This is a genomic window from Micromonospora maritima (assembly GCF_902825405.1).
Classification (GTDB): Bacteria; Actinomycetota; Actinomycetes; order Mycobacteriales; family Micromonosporaceae; genus Micromonospora; species Micromonospora maritima.
Window position 1 is genome coordinate 1 of the sequence record NZ_CADEAU010000060.1, and the last position, 17,818, is coordinate 17,818.

16 protein-coding genes are annotated in these 17,818 nt (G+C 70.4%); 5 read left to right on the plus strand and 11 right to left on the minus strand.

Annotated features, from left to right (window positions below; translation table 11 throughout):
* Positions 1-234: 234 nt before the first annotated feature.
* Positions 235-504 (plus strand): DUF4190 domain-containing protein, encoded by a 270-nt coding sequence (locus tag HUW36_RS09120; RefSeq protein WP_174527727.1) that lies wholly within the window; start codon positions 235-237, stop codon positions 502-504.
* A 54-nt stretch (positions 505-558) separates the two neighbouring features.
* Here HUW36_RS09120 and sucD read toward each other — a convergent pair whose 3' ends face one another.
* The 3 genes from sucD to icmB form a co-directional block, all read right to left on the minus strand.
* Positions 559-1,446, minus strand: a complete 888-nt coding sequence (gene sucD / locus HUW36_RS09125; protein WP_091570445.1) for a succinate--CoA ligase subunit alpha — start codon at positions 1,444-1,446, stop codon at positions 559-561.
* Between the two features lie 2 nt (positions 1,447-1,448).
* Complete coding sequence (gene sucC / locus HUW36_RS09130; protein WP_174527728.1) at positions 1,449-2,627, minus strand: ADP-forming succinate--CoA ligase subunit beta; 1,179 nt, start codon at positions 2,625-2,627, stop codon at positions 1,449-1,451.
* A 460-nt stretch (positions 2,628-3,087) separates the two neighbouring features.
* Positions 3,088-3,492 (minus strand): coenzyme B12-dependent isobutyryl CoA mutase small subunit, encoded by a 405-nt coding sequence (icmB, locus tag HUW36_RS09135; RefSeq protein ID WP_091570437.1) that lies wholly within the window; start codon positions 3,490-3,492, stop codon positions 3,088-3,090.
* 386 nt (positions 3,493-3,878) lie between these two features.
* Here icmB and HUW36_RS09140 point away from each other — a divergent pair, with 386 nt between their 5' ends.
* Both HUW36_RS09140 and HUW36_RS09145 read left to right on the plus strand, forming a co-directional pair.
* The gene (locus HUW36_RS09140; protein ID WP_174527729.1) at positions 3,879-4,586 is read left to right on the plus strand and encodes a M23 family metallopeptidase; all 708 of its coding nucleotides are present in this window, start codon (positions 3,879-3,881) and stop codon (positions 4,584-4,586) included.
* A 261-nt stretch (positions 4,587-4,847) separates the two neighbouring features.
* Positions 4,848-5,615: a M23 family metallopeptidase gene (locus HUW36_RS09145; RefSeq protein WP_425487229.1), complete on the plus strand. Its 768-nt coding sequence runs from the start codon at positions 4,848-4,850 to the stop codon at positions 5,613-5,615.
* 60 nt (positions 5,616-5,675) lie between these two features.
* Here the strand turns inward: HUW36_RS09145 and pcrA are convergent, their stop codons facing one another.
* Positions 5,676-8,069, minus strand: coding sequence for a DNA helicase PcrA (pcrA, locus tag HUW36_RS09150; protein WP_174527730.1), 2,394 nt, complete (start codon positions 8,067-8,069; stop codon positions 5,676-5,678).
* A 287-nt stretch (positions 8,070-8,356) separates the two neighbouring features.
* On the opposite strand from pcrA, the gene HUW36_RS09155 reads away from it, so the two are divergent.
* Entirely contained in the window at positions 8,357-8,710 is a 354-nt protein-coding gene (locus HUW36_RS09155) for a chorismate mutase (RefSeq protein ID WP_174527731.1), read from the plus strand.
* A gap of 64 nt (positions 8,711-8,774) precedes the next feature.
* On the opposite strand, the gene HUW36_RS09160 is transcribed toward HUW36_RS09155, so the two are convergent.
* From HUW36_RS09160 to HUW36_RS09190, 7 genes are all read right to left on the minus strand, one after another.
* On the minus strand, positions 8,775-9,791 hold the full coding sequence (locus HUW36_RS09160; RefSeq protein ID WP_174527732.1) for an ABC transporter ATP-binding protein: 1,017 nt from the start codon (positions 9,789-9,791) through the stop codon (positions 8,775-8,777).
* The gene (locus tag HUW36_RS09165) at positions 9,784-10,812 is read right to left on the minus strand and encodes an ABC transporter ATP-binding protein (RefSeq protein WP_174527738.1); all 1,029 of its coding nucleotides are present in this window, start codon (positions 10,810-10,812) and stop codon (positions 9,784-9,786) included. The genes HUW36_RS09160 and HUW36_RS09165 overlap by 8 nt, the downstream gene beginning before the upstream one ends.
* Before the next feature lie 25 nt (positions 10,813-10,837).
* A complete protein-coding gene (locus tag HUW36_RS09170) occupies positions 10,838-11,815 on the minus strand; it encodes an ABC transporter permease (RefSeq protein ID WP_174527733.1) in 978 nt (325 codons plus the stop codon).
* Positions 11,808-12,734, minus strand: a complete 927-nt coding sequence (locus HUW36_RS09175) for an ABC transporter permease (RefSeq protein ID WP_091570405.1) — start codon at positions 12,732-12,734, stop codon at positions 11,808-11,810. Before HUW36_RS09175 ends, HUW36_RS09170 begins: the two co-directional genes overlap by 8 nt.
* A gap of 158 nt (positions 12,735-12,892) precedes the next feature.
* Positions 12,893-14,533 (minus strand): peptide ABC transporter substrate-binding protein, encoded by a 1,641-nt coding sequence (locus HUW36_RS09180; RefSeq protein WP_174527734.1) that lies wholly within the window; start codon positions 14,531-14,533, stop codon positions 12,893-12,895.
* A 565-nt stretch (positions 14,534-15,098) separates the two neighbouring features.
* The gene (locus tag HUW36_RS09185; protein WP_174527735.1) at positions 15,099-15,776 is read right to left on the minus strand and encodes a response regulator; all 678 of its coding nucleotides are present in this window, start codon (positions 15,774-15,776) and stop codon (positions 15,099-15,101) included.
* 2 nt (positions 15,777-15,778) lie between these two features.
* Entirely contained in the window at positions 15,779-16,960 is a 1,182-nt protein-coding gene (locus tag HUW36_RS09190) for an ATP-binding protein (RefSeq protein WP_246248013.1), read from the minus strand.
* 245 nt (positions 16,961-17,205) lie between these two features.
* On the opposite strand from HUW36_RS09190, the gene HUW36_RS09195 reads away from it, so the two are divergent.
* A partial coding sequence (locus HUW36_RS09195) for a PspC domain-containing protein (RefSeq protein ID WP_174527736.1) occupies positions 17,206-17,818 on the plus strand: 613 nt, incomplete at its 3' end.

Sequence of the window (17,818 nt, forward strand, 5' to 3'; positions counted from 1 at the left end):
GGCGGGGCGGGCACGGCCGGGCGGCCGGGCACCGGCGCCGGGACCGGCGGCCGAGCGGCGGGGCTGGTCAGGGGTGACACGTGACATCGCGTCTACTCTGGCATGCCGCACGGAGGACGGCAGTCCGATACCGCGGCGAGTTCGCCGAACCCCCGGATCGGCGGTGGTGATCCGTCTAGCCTCGGCTTCAGACGCGACCTTTCCTGTCGCGGCACCGACCGCTCGGAGGAAGCCGTGAACGCTCCGTATCCGCCGCCACCGCCGCCACCGGCCGCCGGCCGGGACCGGACCACGCTCTGGGGCGTCCTCGGCATCGTGCTCGGCCTGCTCTGCTGCGGCATCCTGGGCATCGTCTTCGGTTGGTTGTCCATCCGTGACGCGCGGCGCAACGGCAAGTCGCAGGTGCTCGGCTGGCTGGCCATCGCGTTCGGCGTCGTCAACATCGTCGCCAGCGCCATCGTGCGCGCCCGGGGCAGCTACTACTACCCGTACTGGTACCGCTGAGCGTGAGGGGGCCGACCGGACCCGGTCGACCCCCTCGGCACGTGGTACGGCCGCTCAGCGGCCCGACATGATCTCCCGCATCAGCTTGGCGGTCTCGGTCGGGGTCTTGCCGACCTTGACGCCGACCGCCTCCAGCGCCGCCTTCTTCGCGTCGGCGGTGCCGGCCGAGCCGGAGATGATCGCGCCGGCGTGACCCATGGTCTTGCCGGGCGGGGCGGTGAAGCCGGCGATGTAGCCGACCACCGGCTTGGTGACGTTGGCCTTGATGAACTCGGCCGCGCGCTCCTCGGCGTCGCCGCCGATCTCACCGATCATGACGATGGCGTCGGTCTCCGGGTCCGCCTCGAAGGCGGCCAGCGCGTCGATGTGGGTGGTGCCGATGATCGGGTCACCACCGATGCCGACGCAGGTGGAGAAGCCGATGTCGCGCAGCTCGTACATCATCTGGTAGGTCAGCGTGCCGCTCTTGCTGACCAGGCCGATCCGGCCGGAGCCGGTGATGTCGGCCGGGATGATGCCGGCGTTGGACGCGCCCGGCGAGGCGATGCCGGGGCAGTTCGGGCCGATGATCCGGGTCCGCTCGCCCTGGGCCACGTTGTACGCCCAGAACGCGGCGGTGTCGTGCACCGGCACGCCCTCGGTGATCACCACGGCCAGGTCGATGCCGGCGTCGATCGCCTCGACCACGGCGGCCTTGGTGAACTGCGGCGGCACGAAGATGACCGTGACGTCGGCCCCGGTCTCCTTCATCGCGTCCGCGACGGAGGCGAAGACGGGCAGCTCGGTGCCGTCGAAGTCGACGGTGGTGCCGGCCTTGCGCGGGTTGACGCCGCCGACGACGGTGGTGCCGGCGGCGAGCATCCGCCGGGTGTGCTTGGAACCCTCGGAACCGGTCATCCCCTGCACGATGACCTTGGAGTCCTTGGTCAGCCAGATAGCCATGATCAGACCCCCGCAGCTGCCAGCTCGGCGGCCCGCTCGGCCGCGCCGTCCATGGTGTCGACCCGCTGGATCAGCGGGTTGTTCGCGTCGTCGAGGATGGCCCGACCGGCCTCGGCGTTGTTGCCGTCGAGGCGGACCACGAGCGGCTTGGTGGCCTTCTCGCCGCGCTGCTCGAGCAGCGCCAGCGCCTGCACGATGCCGTTGGCGACCGCGTCGCAGGCGGTGATGCCGCCGAAGACGTTGACGAAGACGCTCTTCACCGACGGGTCGGAGAGGACGATCTCCAGGCCGTTCGCCATCACCTCGGCGCTCGCGCCGCCGCCGATGTCGAGGAAGTTGGCCGGCTTGACGCCACCGTGCCGCTCACCGGCGTACGCGACCACGTCGAGCGTGGACATGACCAGGCCCGCGCCGTTGCCGATGATGCCGACCTCGCCGTCGAGCTTGACGTAGTTGAGGTCCTTGGACTTGGCGGCCTGCTCCAACGGGTCCACCGACGCCTGGTCGACCAGGGCCTCGTGGTCCGGGTGCCGGAACCCGGCGTTCTCGTCCAGGGTGATCTTGGCGTCCAGGAGCAGCAGCTTGCCGTCCTTGGTGGTGGCCAGCGGGTTCACCTCGACCAGCGTGGCGTCCTCGGCGACGAACGCCTGCCACAGCTTGACCGCGACGTCGACGACCTGGTCGGCGACCTCGGCCGGGAAGCCGGCCGCGGTGACGATCTCGCGCGCCTTCGCCTCGTCGACGCCGGTGTTGGCGTCGATCGGCGCCTTGACGACCCGGTCCGGCGTCTCGGCGGCGACCTGCTCGATGTCCATGCCGCCGGCGACGCTGGCGATGCAGAGGAAGGTGCGGTTCGCCCGGTCGAGCAGGTACGAGAAGTAGTACTCCTCGGCCACGTCCGCGGTCACGGTGATCATGACCTTGTGGACGGTGTGACCCTTGATGTCCATGCCGAGGATGTCGGTGGCGCGGGCCACCGTCTCCTCCGCGCCCTCGGCCAGCTTCACGCCGCCGGCCTTGCCGCGGCCGCCGACCTTCACCTGCGCCTTGACGACCACCCGACCGCCGAGGCGTTCGGCGATCGCGCGGGCCTCCTCCGGGGTAGTGGCGACGCCGCCGGCGAGCACGGGCAAGCCGTGCCGCTCGAACAGGTCCCGCCCCTGGTACTCGTACAGGTCCACGATTGCGCGTCCCGTCCCGTCTCCGCGGCGCGCCGTCGCGCCGCCACCAGCGTTGGAAAATCAGTTTGACGCCTGTCATCAGAACAGACAGGCCATTTGCCGCAGCCTAACGAGATGGGAACCGGCGGCAACCGAGCGGGTGCGGGGTGTGCGGTAATGCACAGCCGTCGTCGCCGGGGCGGGTGGCCGGGCGACGGACGGGCGCTGCCGGAGCGCGCGGCGTCAGCCGTCCGGGGGATGTGCGGACGGGGGCGTAACCCCCCGTCGGGGGCGTCGTTGAGTCTGATGTCGGAGCGCTGGTCAAGCGCGACGGCGGGAGCGGCCGATGCCCTGTCGGTCGAGGGGTGGCGGCGGGGCATCGTGCATAGAGGGGCCGGGCGTGTGAGGGGTGCGTCCGGCCCCTCCCCCTGCCCGGAACCGGACGGGTCCGGAAACCGGCCCGGCTCGTAGGACCGGCCGGTCAGCCGACCGGCTGGGCGACGTTCTCCCGCACCCAGTCGACGATCGACCCGGTGGTGGCGCCCGGGGTGAAGATCTTCGCGACGCCGAGCCGCTCCAGCTCCGGGATGTCGGCCTCGGGAATGATGCCGCCGCCGAAGACCACGATGTCGGCCGCCTCGCGCTCGGCGAGCAGTTCGAGGACCCGCTTGAACAGGGTCATGTGCGCGCCGGAGAGCACGGAGAGACCGACCGCGTCCGCGTCCTCCTGGATGGCCGTCTCGACGATCTGCTCGGGCGTCTGGTGCAGGCCGGTGTAGATGACCTCCATGCCCGCGTCGCGCAGGGCACGGGCGACGACCTTCGCGCCCCGGTCGTGGCCGTCCAGGCCGGGCTTCGCGACGACGACCCGGATTCGAGAGCTCATCTGCGCACACCTTTCACCGGCACCGGCACTGCTGACCTGAACGAACGGTAACCCGACCGGGCGCGGGGCGGGAAGCCGGGCCGTGCACTACCGCCCGACCTCGCACGCCGGAAGTCGGACACCTCCGCCGATCGGTCACTGTCCGCGACGAACGGACAGTTGACGGGCCATCCAACCAGCGGCACGAGATATGACAAGCTCGGATGGAATTGGACATAACGAAACGCCAGTTCGGCGCTTCGGCTTGTGACAGGAGTGGCGGTTGGCTAACGTGTCCACGGTTGTCATCAGGTCCACGGACGGGTGACGACGCGACACCGGAGGTTCGGCGGAGCTTCACCGAACGGTCCGGAGTCGCATCGGATCCCCGACAACGGAGGGTGTGCGTGCGCCAGCGCCTGTCGTCTGAGCCCGATCGATATCGCGGCCGTCGCCGCGTACCCACCCCCCCGCGGAGCCGCTACGCGGCGGTCGTCACCACCGCCTTCGTCGGCGCCGGCATCGTCGCTCTCGGTGCGAACGCCCTCCCCGACGCCAAGAGCGTCAACCCTTCGGTGCTCGACGAGCTCCGGCAGGCCTCGGTCGCCAGCCAGGACGCCGCGGACCGGAACGGCACCGCCGACCGCGCCACCCGTGACGAACGGTCCGACGCCGCGAGCGAGCAGGACCCCTGGCTCCTCCCCCTGCACGGCTACGACTTCAAGTCGCCCTACGGCGTGCGCTGGGGCAAGCTGCACACCGGCATCGACCTGGTCGCCCCCGAGGGCACGCCCTACAAGGCCATCCACTCCGGCACCGTCACCAAGGCCGGCTGGTTCGGCGGCTACGGCTACGCGGTGATCGTCAAGCACTCCGACGGCAGCGAGGCCATCTACGGTCACTCGTCCGCAGTGACCGTCAAGGAGGGCCAGGAGGTCAAGGCCGGCGACCAGCTCGGCCTGGTCGGCAACACCGGTCACTCCTACGGCTCCCACCTGCACCTCGAGGTCCATGTCAACGGCCAGCCGCTGGACCCGGTGCCGTGGCTCCAGGAGCGCGGAGTGGACATCAAGCTCGAAACCGAGGCACTCTACGGCGACGTAGCCGCCTCCTGACACTCCGTACCGCCCGATGACCGCCCGGATCATGCGATCCGGGCGGTTTCGCGTGCCGGCAAGTCTGCTGGCTCACAGTCGCTGATGTGACCGGCCCCACACGCCTCCGTGATCGTCTCCGGCGGTGAACCGCCCAACCGGCGTCAAGCCGGACGGCACGTCGGCGCGGGCCGGTCCGCGCCCGCCACCCGGCGAGCCGGGTGACCCGCCGCTGACACCAGTATTTCGAGGTCACGTGCCCCTCGACTGGTGAAGGTCCCCGTGCAACACAGCAGTCCCACCCCGAACGGCAACACCCCCGACAACGCCCCCGCCCGGCACCGCCGCCCCCGCCGGATGCGGCGCACCGCGTACCTGGTCACCGGCGCGGTGGCCCTGCTCGGGCTCGGACTCGGCGGTGTCGTGGTCGCCACCACCGACGAACCGGCCCCGGCACCGGCGGCGATCGACTTCGACGCGCGGGCACGCGCGGAGGACGCGTCCCGCGCCGACCGGTCGGCCCGCGAGTCGGTCAGCCCGGTCACCCCGTCCGCCACCCCGGCCAGCCCGTCTCCGAGCCCCAGCGCGACCACCCCGAAACCGCGGAAGACGGCGAAGCCGAAGCCGAAGAAGAAGGCCGCACCGAAGCCCGGCTGGGTCATCCCGATGAAGGGCGCCGAGATCACCTCCTGCTTCGGGCAGCGGTGGGGAACGCTGCACGCGGGCATCGACTTCGCCATGCCCGCCGGCACGCCGATCCGTGCCGCCGCCGCGGGCACCGTGGTCAAGGCCGGCGACGTCGGTGACGGCTACGGCAACTCGGTCTTCGTCGACCACCACAACGGCTACCTGACCCACTACGCGCACCAGAGCCGGCTCCTCGTCGACGTCGGTGACAAGGTCAAGGCCGGCCAGGTCATCGGTTACGAGGGCGCGACAGGTGACGCGACCGGCCCGCACCTGCACTTCGAGGTGCACCAGGGCGCGATGTGGAACCAGATCGACCCGGCGCCGTTCCTGCGCGCCCGGGGTGTCGACGTGGCCTGCTGACGGCCACGGCACGAGGAGGGGCCCGGTCGGCGGCGACGCCGGACCGGGCCCCGCCGTCGTTCAGAGCCTGTCGATCGGGGCGTGCCGCAGCACCAGCCACATGGTCTGGTCGCCGAAGTCGATCTGGGCCCGGGCGCCCGGGCCGGCGCCCTCCACCGCCAGCACCCGACCCAGGCCGTAGCGCTGGTGGTTGACCCGGTCGCCGGCCGAGACCTTGGGCGCCTGCTTCAACTCGCTCGCGGTGGACAACCGACTGGCGTCCACGCCCAGACGCTTGGCGAGCTCGGTCGCCTTCGGGGTGCCACCGGCGAAGCCGCCGCGGCCCGACCGGTCCGCCCGGCCGCCGACGCCGCCGCCTCCGCCACCCCACGAGGTGTACGAGCCCTCGGTGCGCTCCCACCGGACCAGCTCCGGCGGCAGCTCCTCCAGGAACCGCGACGGCGGGTTGTAGGCCGGCGCGCCCCAGGCCGAGCGGGTGACCGCCCGGGACAGGTAGAGGCGCTGCCGGGCCCGGGTGATGCCCACGTACGCCAGGCGCCGCTCCTCCTCCAGCTCGCGGGTGTCGCCGAGCGAGCGCAGGTGCGGGAAGACGCCGTCCTCCAGGCCGGTCAGGAAGACGACCGGGAACTCCAGGCCCTTGGCGGTGTGCAGCGTCATCAGCGTGACCACGCCCTGGTGGTCAGGATCGTCGGAGGGGATCTGGTCGGCGTCGGCGACCAGCGCCACCTGCTCCAGGAAGCCGGCCAGGGTGGCCCGCTCGTCGTCCGCGCCGAGCGCCTCGATCCGCTCGGTGTACTCCCGGGCGACGCTCACCAGCTCCTGGAGGTTGTCCACCCGACCGGCGTCCTGCGGGTCGAGGCTCTCCTCCAGCTCGGCCAGGTAGCCCGAGCGGGTCAGCACCGCCTCCAGCACCTCCTCCGGGGTGCCGGTGGCGGCCAGCTCGCGCGCCTCGTCGAGCAGCGCGACGAAATCGGCGATGCCGTTCGCCGCCCGGGTGGAGATCCCCGGCGCCGCCTTGGCGCGACGCAACGCGGCGCCGAAGGAGATGCGGTCCCGCGAGGCCAGTGCCTCGACGCAGGCCTCGGCCCGCTCGCCGATGCCCCGGCGCGGGGTGTTGAGGACCCGGCGCAGGCTGACCGTGTCGTCGTCGTTGACCACCGACCGCAGGTAGGCCAGCGCGTCACGGACCTCCTTGCGCTCGTAGAAGCGCACCCCGCCGACCACCTTGTAGGGCAGGCCGACCCGGATGAAGACCTCTTCGAACACCCGCGACATCGCGTTGGTGCGGTAGAAGACGGCCACGTCGCCCGGCCGGGTCTCGCCGGCGTCGACCAGCCGGTCGATCTCCCGGGCCACCCAGTCCGCCTCGGCGTGCTCGGTGTCGGCGACGTAGCCGACGATCTGCTCGCCGGCGCCCGCGTCGCTCCACAGGCGCTTGGGCTTGCGCGAGGTGTTGCGGTCGATCACCGCGTTGGCCGCGTTGAGGATGGTCTGGGTCGAGCGGTAGTTCTGTTCCAGCAGGATCGTTCGGGCGTCGGTGAAGTCCCGCTCGAACTCCAGGATGTTGCGGATGGTCGCGCCGCGGAACGCGTAGATCGACTGGTCGGCGTCGCCGACCACGCACAGCTCGGCCGGCGGGACGCCCTCGGTGCCGGAGACCAACTCCTTGATCAGCACGTACTGGGCGTGGTTGGTGTCCTGGTACTCGTCCACCAGCACGTGCCGGAACCGGCGCCGGTAGCTCTCCGCCACGTGCGGGTGCGACTGGAGCAGGTGCACCGTCGTCATGATCAGGTCGTCGAAGTCCAGCGCGTGCGCCTCCCGCAGCCGCCGCTGGTAGAGCGTGTAGGCCTCGGCCAGGGCCCGCTCGTTCGGACCCTTGGCCCGGCCGGCGAACTCCTCGGGGTCGACCAGCTCGTTCTTCAGGTTGGAGACCTGCGCGGCCAGGCCCCGGGCGGGATAGCGCTTCGGGTCCAGGTCCAGCTCGCGGGCGACCATCTGCATCAGTCGCCGGGAGTCGTCGGCGTCGTAGATCGAGAAGGTCGACTTCAGGCCGGCGTGCTCGTGCTCGGCGCGCAGGATCCGTACGCAGGCCGAGTGGAACGTCGAGACCCACATGAGGCGGGCGCGCGGGCCGACAAGCGCGGCCACCCGCTCCTTCATCTCACCCGCGGCCTTGTTGGTGAACGTGATCGCGATGATCTCACCGGGGTGCACGTCCCGGGCGCCGAGCAGATAGGCGATCCGGTTGGTCAGCACCCGGGTCTTGCCGGAGCCGGCGCCGGCCACGATCAGCAGCGGGGAGCCGGCATGGGTCACCGCGTCGCGCTGAGGGCCGTTGAGGCCGTCGAGGAGGGCCTGCGGGTCGGACCGGGCGGCCCCGGAGCGGCGCGGCGGGGTCGGCCGGGACTCCGGCGCGGGCGGGGACGCGGGAATGTCGAAGAGAGGATGCATCGCAGCCCGAGTCTATGCCGTCGGCCGGACACTTCCCCGCCCGCGCGGCCGGTGCGCGGGCGGCGTCACGTCCCACCTGTTGGCCGGTTTCCTTGCGCGTGCGCCCCACCGGTCGGCATACTCGACGACGTGTTCAGTCAGCGCTTCTTTTACTACGGCACCGGGAGTCCGGCAGCCGTGGGTCGCGCCTGATCATTCAGACCTACGAAACGCCCCGGGCTCCCCGAGCCCGGGGCTTTTCCGTCCCGGGATCCGGGTACCGGGTCCGAGCCCCGAGAGGGACGACGATGATGACTGACGTGGTGGAGTCCAGCGGCAGCCTGGCGCGGCACGACCGGCCGGCCGGCGGTGACCCGACCGGCGCCGCGGCGGCCCGGACCGGCACCGACGACTCGGCGGCGGCCGAACGGATCGGGGAGATCCGGCGGCGGATCGACGAGATCGACCGGACGCTCATCGCGCTCTGGCAGGAACGCGCCGCGCTCTCCCAGGAGGTCGGCGCGACCCGGATGGCCTCCGGCGGGACCCGACTGGTGCTCTCCCGCGAGCGCGAGATCCTGGAGCGGTTCCGCGCCGAGCTCGGCGCCGACGGCACCCAGCTCGCGCTGCTGCTGCTGCGCGCCGGCCGCGGCCCGCTGTGACAGGCACCGGATACGACGGACCGCCTGCCCGCGTCGGCTGACGCGGACAGGCGGTCCGGGTGGATCAGGCCGCCGGGTGGGTGGCGACGATCTCCCGCTTCTCCGCGAAGTGGCAGGCGCTCGGGTGGTCCGAGCCCGGCCGGATCTGGAGCAGCGGCACCTCCTGGGCGCAGAGGTCCTGCGCCTTCCAGCACCGGGTGCGGAACCGGCAGCCCGAGGGCGGGCTGATCGGCGAGGGGACGTCACCCTGGAGCCGGATGATCGCCTTGCTCTCCCGCAGGGTCGGGTCCGGCACCGGCACCGCCGACAGCAGCGCCTGGGTGTACGGGTGGGTCGGCCGCTCGTAGATCTCGTCCTCGGTGCCCACCTCCACCATCTTGCCCAGGTACATGACGGCGACCCGGTCCGACAGGTGGCGCACGACCGACAGGTCGTGGGCGATGAAGACGTACGACAGGCCGAACTCGGACTGGAGCTGCTCCAGCAGGTTCATCACCTGCGCCTGGATGGAGACGTCCAGGGCCGACACCGGCTCGTCGCAGACGATCACCTCGGGCCGCAGCGCCAGCGCCCGGGCGATGCCGATGCGCTGCCGCTGGCCGCCGGAGAACTGGTGCGGGTACCGGTTGATGTGCTCCGGGTTGAGGCCGACCAGGTCGAGCAGCTCCTTGACCTTGCCGCGCCGGCTGCCCTTCGGAGCCACCTCGGGGTGGATCTCGAACGGCTCGCCGATCAGGTCGCCCACCGTCATGCGGGGATTCAGCGAGGTGTACGGGTCCTGCATCACCAGCTGGATCTGCCGGCGCAGCCGCCGCAGCGCGCCACCGGAGAGCTTGGAGATGTCCTGGCCCTTGTAGAGCACCTGACCGGCGGTCGGCTTCTCCAGGTTCATCAGCACCCGGGCGAGCGTCGACTTGCCGCAGCCGGACTCGCCGACCACGCCGAGCGTCTCGCCGGCCTTGAGGTCGAAGGAGACGCCGTCGACCGCCTTGACGTGCCCGATGGTCTTCTTGAACACGATGCCCCGGGTCACGGGGTAGTGCTTGACCAGGTCACGGACCTCGATGATGTTCTCAGTCACGGTTCACGAGCTCCTCGGCGAAGTGGCAGGCGCTGGCCCGGCCGCTGCCCAGCTGCAGCAGCGGCGGCACCTTCTCCCGGCACACCGGCTGCGCCATCGGGCAGCGCGGGTTGAAGGCGCAACCCGACGGGATGTTCATCAGGTTCGGCGGGAGCCCCTTGATGGTCCGGAGCTCCTGCCCCTTCTCGTCCATCCGCGGGATCGAGTTGAGCAGGCCGAGCGTGTACGGGTGGGCGGGCTTGCCGTACAGGTCGTAGACGTCGGCTTCCTCGACGATCCGGCCGGCGTACATGACCGCGATCCGGTCCGCGACGTCGGCGACCACGCCGAGGTCGTGGGTGATCAGGATCATGCCCATCTGCCGTTCCCGCTGGAGCTCGCCGAGCAGGTCCATGATCTGGGCCTGCACGGTCACGTCCAGCGCGGTGGTCGGCTCGTCCGCGATCAGCACCTCCGGGTCGAGCGCCAGCGACATGGCGATCATCGCCCGCTGCCGCATGCCGCCGGAGAACTGGTGCGGGTAGTTGCTGAACCGACCCTTGGCGTTCGGGATCTTCACCTGGTCGAGCATCTCGATCGCGCGCTTCTTGGCGTCCGCGCGGCTGAGGCCGCGTCGGATGCGGAACTGCTCCGCGATCTGGAAGCCGACCGTGAAAACCGGGTTGAGGGCCGAGAGCGAGTCCTGGAAGATCATGGCGATGCCCTCGCCACGGATACGTCGCCGCTGCTCGGCGGACATCTTGAGCATGTCCTTGCCGTGGAAGCGCACCTGGCCGCCGGTGACGAAGCCGGGCGGCGTGTCCAGGATGCCCATGATGGTCTGCGCGGTGACGCTCTTGCCGGAGCCGGACTCGCCGAGCACGGCGAGGGTCTCCCCCGCGTCGACGTGGTACGTCACCCCGTTGATGACCTTGGCGACGCCGTCCCTGGTGCGGAACTCCACCCGCAGGTCGTCGACCTCGAGCAGGCGGCCCGAGGGGCGGCCGGATCCGTCGGCGCCCGGAGCGGACTGCTCGGACACGAGAATGTCGGACAACTCAGTTCCCCTATCGGAGCTTCGGGTCGAGGGCCTCGCGGACCGCCTCGCCGAGCATCACGAAGCTCAGCACGGCCGCGACGAGGAACGCGGCAGGGAAGAACAGCAGGAACGGCGCGACGCGGATGTAGTTCTGCGCCTCGCTGATCATGATGCCCCACGACACGACCGGACTCTTCAGGCCGACGCCCAGGAAGGACAGCGTCGCCTCGGCGCCGATGAACGACCCGACCATGATGGTCCCGTAGACCAGCAGCGGGGCGAGACAGTTCGGCAGCAGGTGCTTCAGCACGATCCGGCCGGTGCCGGCACCGAGCGCGCGCGCCGCCACGATGTAGTCGGCCTCGCGCGTGGCCAGGACCGAGGACCGCATCAGCCGCATGACCACCGGCCAGCTCAGCACCGTCAGCGACATGATCACCAGGAACATGATCTGGGCCTTGCTGTTGCTGCTGCCCGAGCCGTTGAACGTGGTCAGGATGACGATCGCGCCCAGCACGAACGGCAGACCGAAGAAGACGTCCGCGATCCGGGAGAGCAGCGAGTCCACCCAGCCACCGCGGTAGCCGGCGATCATGCCCATGGCGCCGCCGATGAGCATCGTGCCCAGCACCGACAGCAGCGCCACGACGATGGAGGCCCGGGCGCCGTAGATGGTGCGGGCGTACACGTCACGGCCCTGCACGTCGTAGCCGAACCAGGCGTCCGCCGACGGCTTGCCGAGGCTGCGGGACAGGTCGCCGTTGACGGCGTCGCCCGAGGAGAACAGCGACGGGAACGCCGCCATCACGATGAACAGCAGGATGAACGCCGCCGAGATCCAGAAGAGCGGCTTGCGACGCAGGTCGCGCCAGGCGTCGCCGAGCAGGCCGCGCGGCTTCTCCTTGCGGGCGCCCTCGGGCAGCCCGGCGCCGGGCGACGCGGCGAGCTCGCGCGGCTCCTCCGGACGGGGAGTGCTGACGATCGATGCGGTGGAGGGGTCACTCATAACGGATCCTCGGGTCCAGGGCTGCGTAAAGCAGGTCCACCAGCAGGTTCATCAGCAGGTAGACAAGCACCAGCACGATCACGATGGAGACAACGGTAGCGCTCTCCTTGGTGACGATCGAACGGAAGACCTGTCGGCCGATTCCGTTGATCTGGAAGATGCCCTCGGTGACGATCGCGCCACCCATCAGGGCGCCCAGGTCCGTGCCGAGCAACGTGACCACCGGGATCAGCGAGTTGCGCAGCAGGTGCACCCCGACCACCCGGCGCATCGGCAGGCCCTTGGCGATCGCGGTGCGCACGTAGTCGGAGCGCCGGTTCTCGGCGATGCTGGTTCGCGCCACCCGGGCGATGTAGGCCATCGAGGCACTTCCCAGTACGAAGCCCGGAATGATCAGTTCCGAGAAGCGCATCTCGCTGGAGACCGTCGGCTTGACGATGCCCCACTGCACGCCGAACAGCCACTGCAGCACGAAGCCGACCACGAAGACCGGCAGCGCGATCAGGAACAGCGTGGAGACGAGCACCAGGTTGTCCAGGAAGCCGTTGCGCCGCAGGCCGGTCAGCACGCCGGCGGTGAGGCCGATGACCGCCTCGATCGCCAGCGCCACGACGGCCAGCTTCATGGTGTTCGGGTAGGACGTCAGGATGATGTCGTTGATCGACCGACCGCTGAACGTCTCGCCGAAGTCGCCCTGCAGCAGGTTCTGCATGTACGTGAAGTACTGGACGAAGATGTTCTGATCCAGGTTGTACTTGTCGGTCATGAAGTCGATGTACTGCTGCGGGCAGCGCCGCTCACCGCACTTGCCGGCGAACGGGTCGCCAGGCACCGACCAGACGAGCCAGTAGATCAGGAACGTCGTGCCGATGAAGACCGGCACGAGTTGGAGTAGCCGTCTCACCAGATAACGGCCCATGGGGTGGCCTCCAGGAACAGGGGGCGTCGGACGACGGTACGCCGACACGGATGGCGGTCAGGTGCGAGGTTGGGCGTGGTGACACCCAGTCGCGGAACGGCCCCCGGGCCGGGCTCACCGGGTTCGGCGAGCCCGACCCAGGGGTCAGACCGATCGGATCAGAGCTCGACCGAGCTCAGGTCCAGCTCACCAACGTTCGTGAGCTCGAGCTTCTTGATCTTCTCCGAGTGACCAGCCTGCTGGCCGTAGAAGTAGATCGGGATGGTCGGGACGTCCTCGTCGACCAGCTTCAGAACCTCTTCGAACTTCTTGTGCGACGCCTCGAGGTCGGCAGCGGCGCTGGCCTCCTTGGCGCCCGCGTCCACGGCCGGGTTGACGTACTTGCCGTCGTTCGAGGAACCGGTCGAGGTGAACAGCGGGTTGACCCAGTTCTCGATGTCCGGGTAGTCCTGCTGCCAGGCCGCGCGGTACGGGCCCTTCATCTTGTAGGCGTTGATGTTCTGACGGAACACCGCGAAGGTGGGGACACCCTCGGCCCGCGCGTTGATGTTGAGGTTGGTCTTCACCTGCTGCGCGACGGCCTCCATCCAGTCCTTGTGGCTGGAGTCGGCGTTGTAGTAGAAGACCATCTCACCGGTGAAGCCGCCGGCCTTGGCGAGCAGCTCCTTGGCCTGGGCCGGGTCGAACTTGCAGGAGGTGCAGTTGCCCGCCGGGGCGCCCGGGGTCAGCGGGTTGGCCCAGCTGTCGGCCGGCTTGCGGGTGCCGAAGAAGATCTTGTCGCTGATCGCCTGCCGGTCGATCGACAGCGAGACCGCCTTGCGGAGGTCCTTGTTCGCGAACCGCTTGTCGTAGATCGGGAAGGCGATGAACGCGGTCGACGGGGTGACGGTGTTCAGCGCCCGGTCACCGAGGTCGGCCTTGTACTTCTCGCCGGCCAGGGCGGAGGTCGGAACCGTCTCCATGAAGTCCAGGTTGCCGGAGATCAGGTCGCTGTAGGCGGCGTTCTCGTCCTGGTACAGCTTGACCGTGACGTCCTTGATCTTCAGCTTGTCCCGCAGGGTGTAGTCGTCGAAGCGGGTCAGCTTGATCTCGACGTTGTCCTGCCACGACACGAACTTGACCGGGCCGTTGCCGATCGGCTTCTTGCCGAAGTCCTCGGCCTTCTGGGTGAAGAAGGCGTCCGGCAGCGGCATGAAGGCGCTGTAGCCGAGCTTGGTCGGGAACACGGCGGTCGGGGCGGCGAGGGTGACCTCGAAGCTCCAGTCGTCGAGGACCTTCAGGCCGGACATCTTGTCGACCTTGGGCTGCGGGGCCTTCTGCGGGCCGTCGCCGTCCGGGTCGGAGGTGGCCACGTCCTCGTAGCCCTGGATGTCGGAGAAGAAGGAGCCGTTGGCGGCGCCGTTCGGCGAGTAGGCGGCCCAGTTCCAGGCGTCGACGAAGTTCTTCGCCTTCACCGGGGTGCCGTCGTGGAACTTGGTGTTCTGCTTGATCTTGATGGTGAACACCTTCGAGTCCTTGGTCTCGATGGTGTCCGCCAGCGCGTTCTGGGGCGCGCCGCCGTTGTTCGGGTACTCGACGAGACCCGTCCACAGGTTGTCGATGATCTTGCCGCCACCGGTCTCGGTGGTGTTGGCCGGAACCAGAGGGTTCTCCGGCTGAACGCCGTGGATGGTGATGGCGCCGTCCTTGCTGGCGCCGGCGTCACCACCGTCGCTGTTCCCGCTGGAGCAGCCGGTCGCGACGAGCGCGAACGCCGCGCCAACCGCGAGGGCGCCGCTCGCCCGCTTCGAGACTCTCATTCCGAGGGGCCTCCTCTTTCTAACCTGGTTCCGTCGTGGGTTTCACGCACGTTTGGGGGGTGACACCACCGATGACCCGAACCACAGGTCGCCGGTTTACCGCAGAGGAAATCGGGACACCCCAGGGGTACCGATCGCCGGGCGCCACACCCTTCGACGAGGACACCGCGCAGGATCGACGACCACGCAGCGGCGCGGGAAGCGGCGTCACGTGGTCGGCGGGCCCGACGAGGTGCCTCACACCGGGGGGTGAGGTGCTGCCACTGTGACACTCACCGGCCCTTTCCGTGAAGGTGCCGTTATCAAGCCGTTAGTTGCCCGCCACGTTGCCGATACTTGAGAAAAGATCACAAACGTCACCTATCGCACGGCTCTGAACAGGAAAGACGTGCCCAGAGCTGCCGGGAGCATCCCTTACGTCCGGGGCTGTGAGATGCGCCCCGCGCTCGCCGACACGCGACGGACGCTCACGGTTCTACCCGTCCGGACGATGCCGGTCTCGGCCGGCCGTAGGCCATGGTCGACCGGCCGGAGGAGGGTGCCGAGGTGACCCGGCCCGCCGGGATCAGACCAGCCGGCGGTCGGCGGCCCAGCGGGACAACTCGTACCGGTTCGACATCTGGAGCTTGCGCAGCACGTTGGAGACGTGGGTCTCGACCGTCTTGATCGAGATGAACAGCTCCTTGGCGATCTCCTTGTACGCGTAGCCCCGGGCGAGCAGCCGCAGCACCTCGCGCTCCCGGTTGGTGAGCTGGTCCAGCTCGGGATCGGCGACCGGCGCGTCCGGCCGGGACGCGAACGCGTCCAGCACGAACCCGGCCAGCCGCGGGCTGAACACGGCGTCGCCGTCGGCCACCCGACGGATCGCGTCGGTCAGCTCCTCGGGCGAGATGGTCTTGGTGACATAGCCCCGCGCGCCCGCCCGGATCAACCCGATCACGTCCTCGGCGGCGTCGGACACGCTCAACGCCAGGAACTTCACCTGCGGATGGGCCCGCCGCATCGCCTCCAGCACGGCCCGCCCGCCACCGTCCGGCATGTGCACGTCCAGCAGCACCACGTCCGGCTGGGTCGCCGCGATCCGGGCCACCGCCTCGGCCACCGAACTCGCCTCGCCCACCACGTCGACCCGCGCACCCAGCTCGGCGCGGACGCCGGCGCGGAACATGGCGTGGTCGTCGACGAGGAACACCCGCAGCGGCCCCCGCGGCGCCGCGCCCTCGACCGGTTCCTGCTCGGACATGGTCACCTGTCCCTTTCCGTGGTGGCGCCGGAGCCGCTGATCGGCAGGATCAGCCGGACCTCGGTCCCCTCTCCGGGCTCGGACCGGATCTCCGCCCGGCCGCCGTGCCGCTTCATCCGTCCGACGATCGAGCCTCGGACGCCGTGCCGGTGATTCTCCACCGTATCCGGGTCGAAGCCCTTGCCCCGGTCCCGGACGAAGACGCTGACCTGCTCCGGCTCGACCTCGGCGTAGAGCGACACGGTCTGCACGCCGGCGTGCCGGGCCGCGTTGACCAGGGCCTCCCGGGCGGCGGCCACGATCGCGCCGACGCGCTCGTCGGTCTCGCGGTCGCCGACCACCACCGCCTCCACGGTGATGGCGAACGTGTCCTCGACCTCGGCGGCGGCCTGTTCCAGGGCGGCCGCGAACCGCTCGGTCGGCGAGGCGGTCGGCTTGTAGAGCCAGTTGCGCAACGACCGTTCCTGGCCCCGGGCGAGCCGCTGCACCGTCTTGACGTCGGCGGCGTTGCGCTGGATCAGGGCGAGCGTGTGCAGCACCTGGTCGTGCACCATGGCGGCCAGTTCCGCGCGCTCCTGCTCGCGGATCCGCCCCTCCCGCTCCGACCGGAGCTGGTTCCAGGTGCGCCAGAGCACCGGACCGGTCACCACGCCGACCCCGGCCAGCCCGACCAGGGCGAAGATGACGCCGTTGAGCACCGCGTCGAAGTTCTGCGCCGGCGAGTAGACCGCGGCCACGCCGATGATGCCGACCGCGACGAGCACGCCGCCGCCGATGAAGCGGAGCACGAACGCCCGCCGGTCGCTCTCCTCCACCACCGCGCCCAGCCAGGGCACGGCCGAGTCGCCCCACTGCCGGCGGCGTTCCGGCCCGGACTGGTGCCAGATGACGCCGGCGCCCACCGCGATGATCGCCACCAGCCAGCCGGCGGTGCCGGCGGCGCCCACCGAGTTGAACGCGAACACCTGCAACAGCAGCACCCCCAGCCCGATCGCCACGAACGGCAGCAGCTGGGTGAGGTCGCGGCGGGGCGGAGCGGCGGTGTCGCCGGGGCGGGGCGGGACCACCGCCCAGAAGGCGGCGTAGAGCAGCAGCCCGAGACCGCTGAGCCCGAGCAGGACCATGAACGCCATCCGTACCCGCAGCACCGGGATGCCCAGGTGCTCGGCGATGCCGGCGGCCACCCCGGCGGCCAACCGGTGCTCGGTGGCCCGGTAGAGGCGCGGGGGGTGGGGCGTGACGGTGCTGCTGATCTCAGGCTCCCGGGTCGGTGCGAGGTGCCGGCGGTGGCCGACGACCCGATCGTCACACGGCGGGAACGCCCCGGACCACGGGGACGCCCCGGACATTCACCATCGGCGGATCTCAGGGTGGGGTCAGGGTCGGGTCCTGAGGTCGCCCGGGCCGCCGGGGCAGCAGTATCGGAGTCATGACCGAGGACGCTGCCCGTCCGCCCCGCCCCTGGGCGGCAGCACAGGACGATCCGCCGCCGCCCCCGCCGGGGTCGGCATCCGCCGCCGACGACGCGAGCCCGCCGCCGTTCGCCGATCCACCACCCGGTGGGTACGGCCCACCGCCCGGCGCGGCCGGCTTCACCACCCGGTACGGGTTGGTCCGCCCCCGGGAGGGGCGTTACCTGGCCGGCGTCTGCGCGGCCATCGGCCGGGCCACGAACACCGACCCGGTGCTGTGGCGCGTCCTGTTGGCCGTGCTCGGCTTCTTCGGCGGCATCGGCATCCTCGTCTACGTCGCCGCGTGGCTGATCATCCCCGGCGAGGGGGACACCGCCTCGCCGGTGGAGTCGATGCTCGGCCGCGGGCGCTCCAGCATGTCCCCGATCACCGTGATCGTGCTCGGACTCGTGGTCGCGGTCGGCTTCGCCTACGTCGTCACCGACGGCTTCCGCGCCATCCTGCTCGGTGCGGTGATCCTGGTCGGTGGCGCGCTGCTGCTCAACCGCGAGCCCCGCGACCCGGCGGGACGGACAGGTGCACCCGCGCCCGGGCCGGCGCCGGGTCCGGTGCCACCGGTGGCCTGGCCGG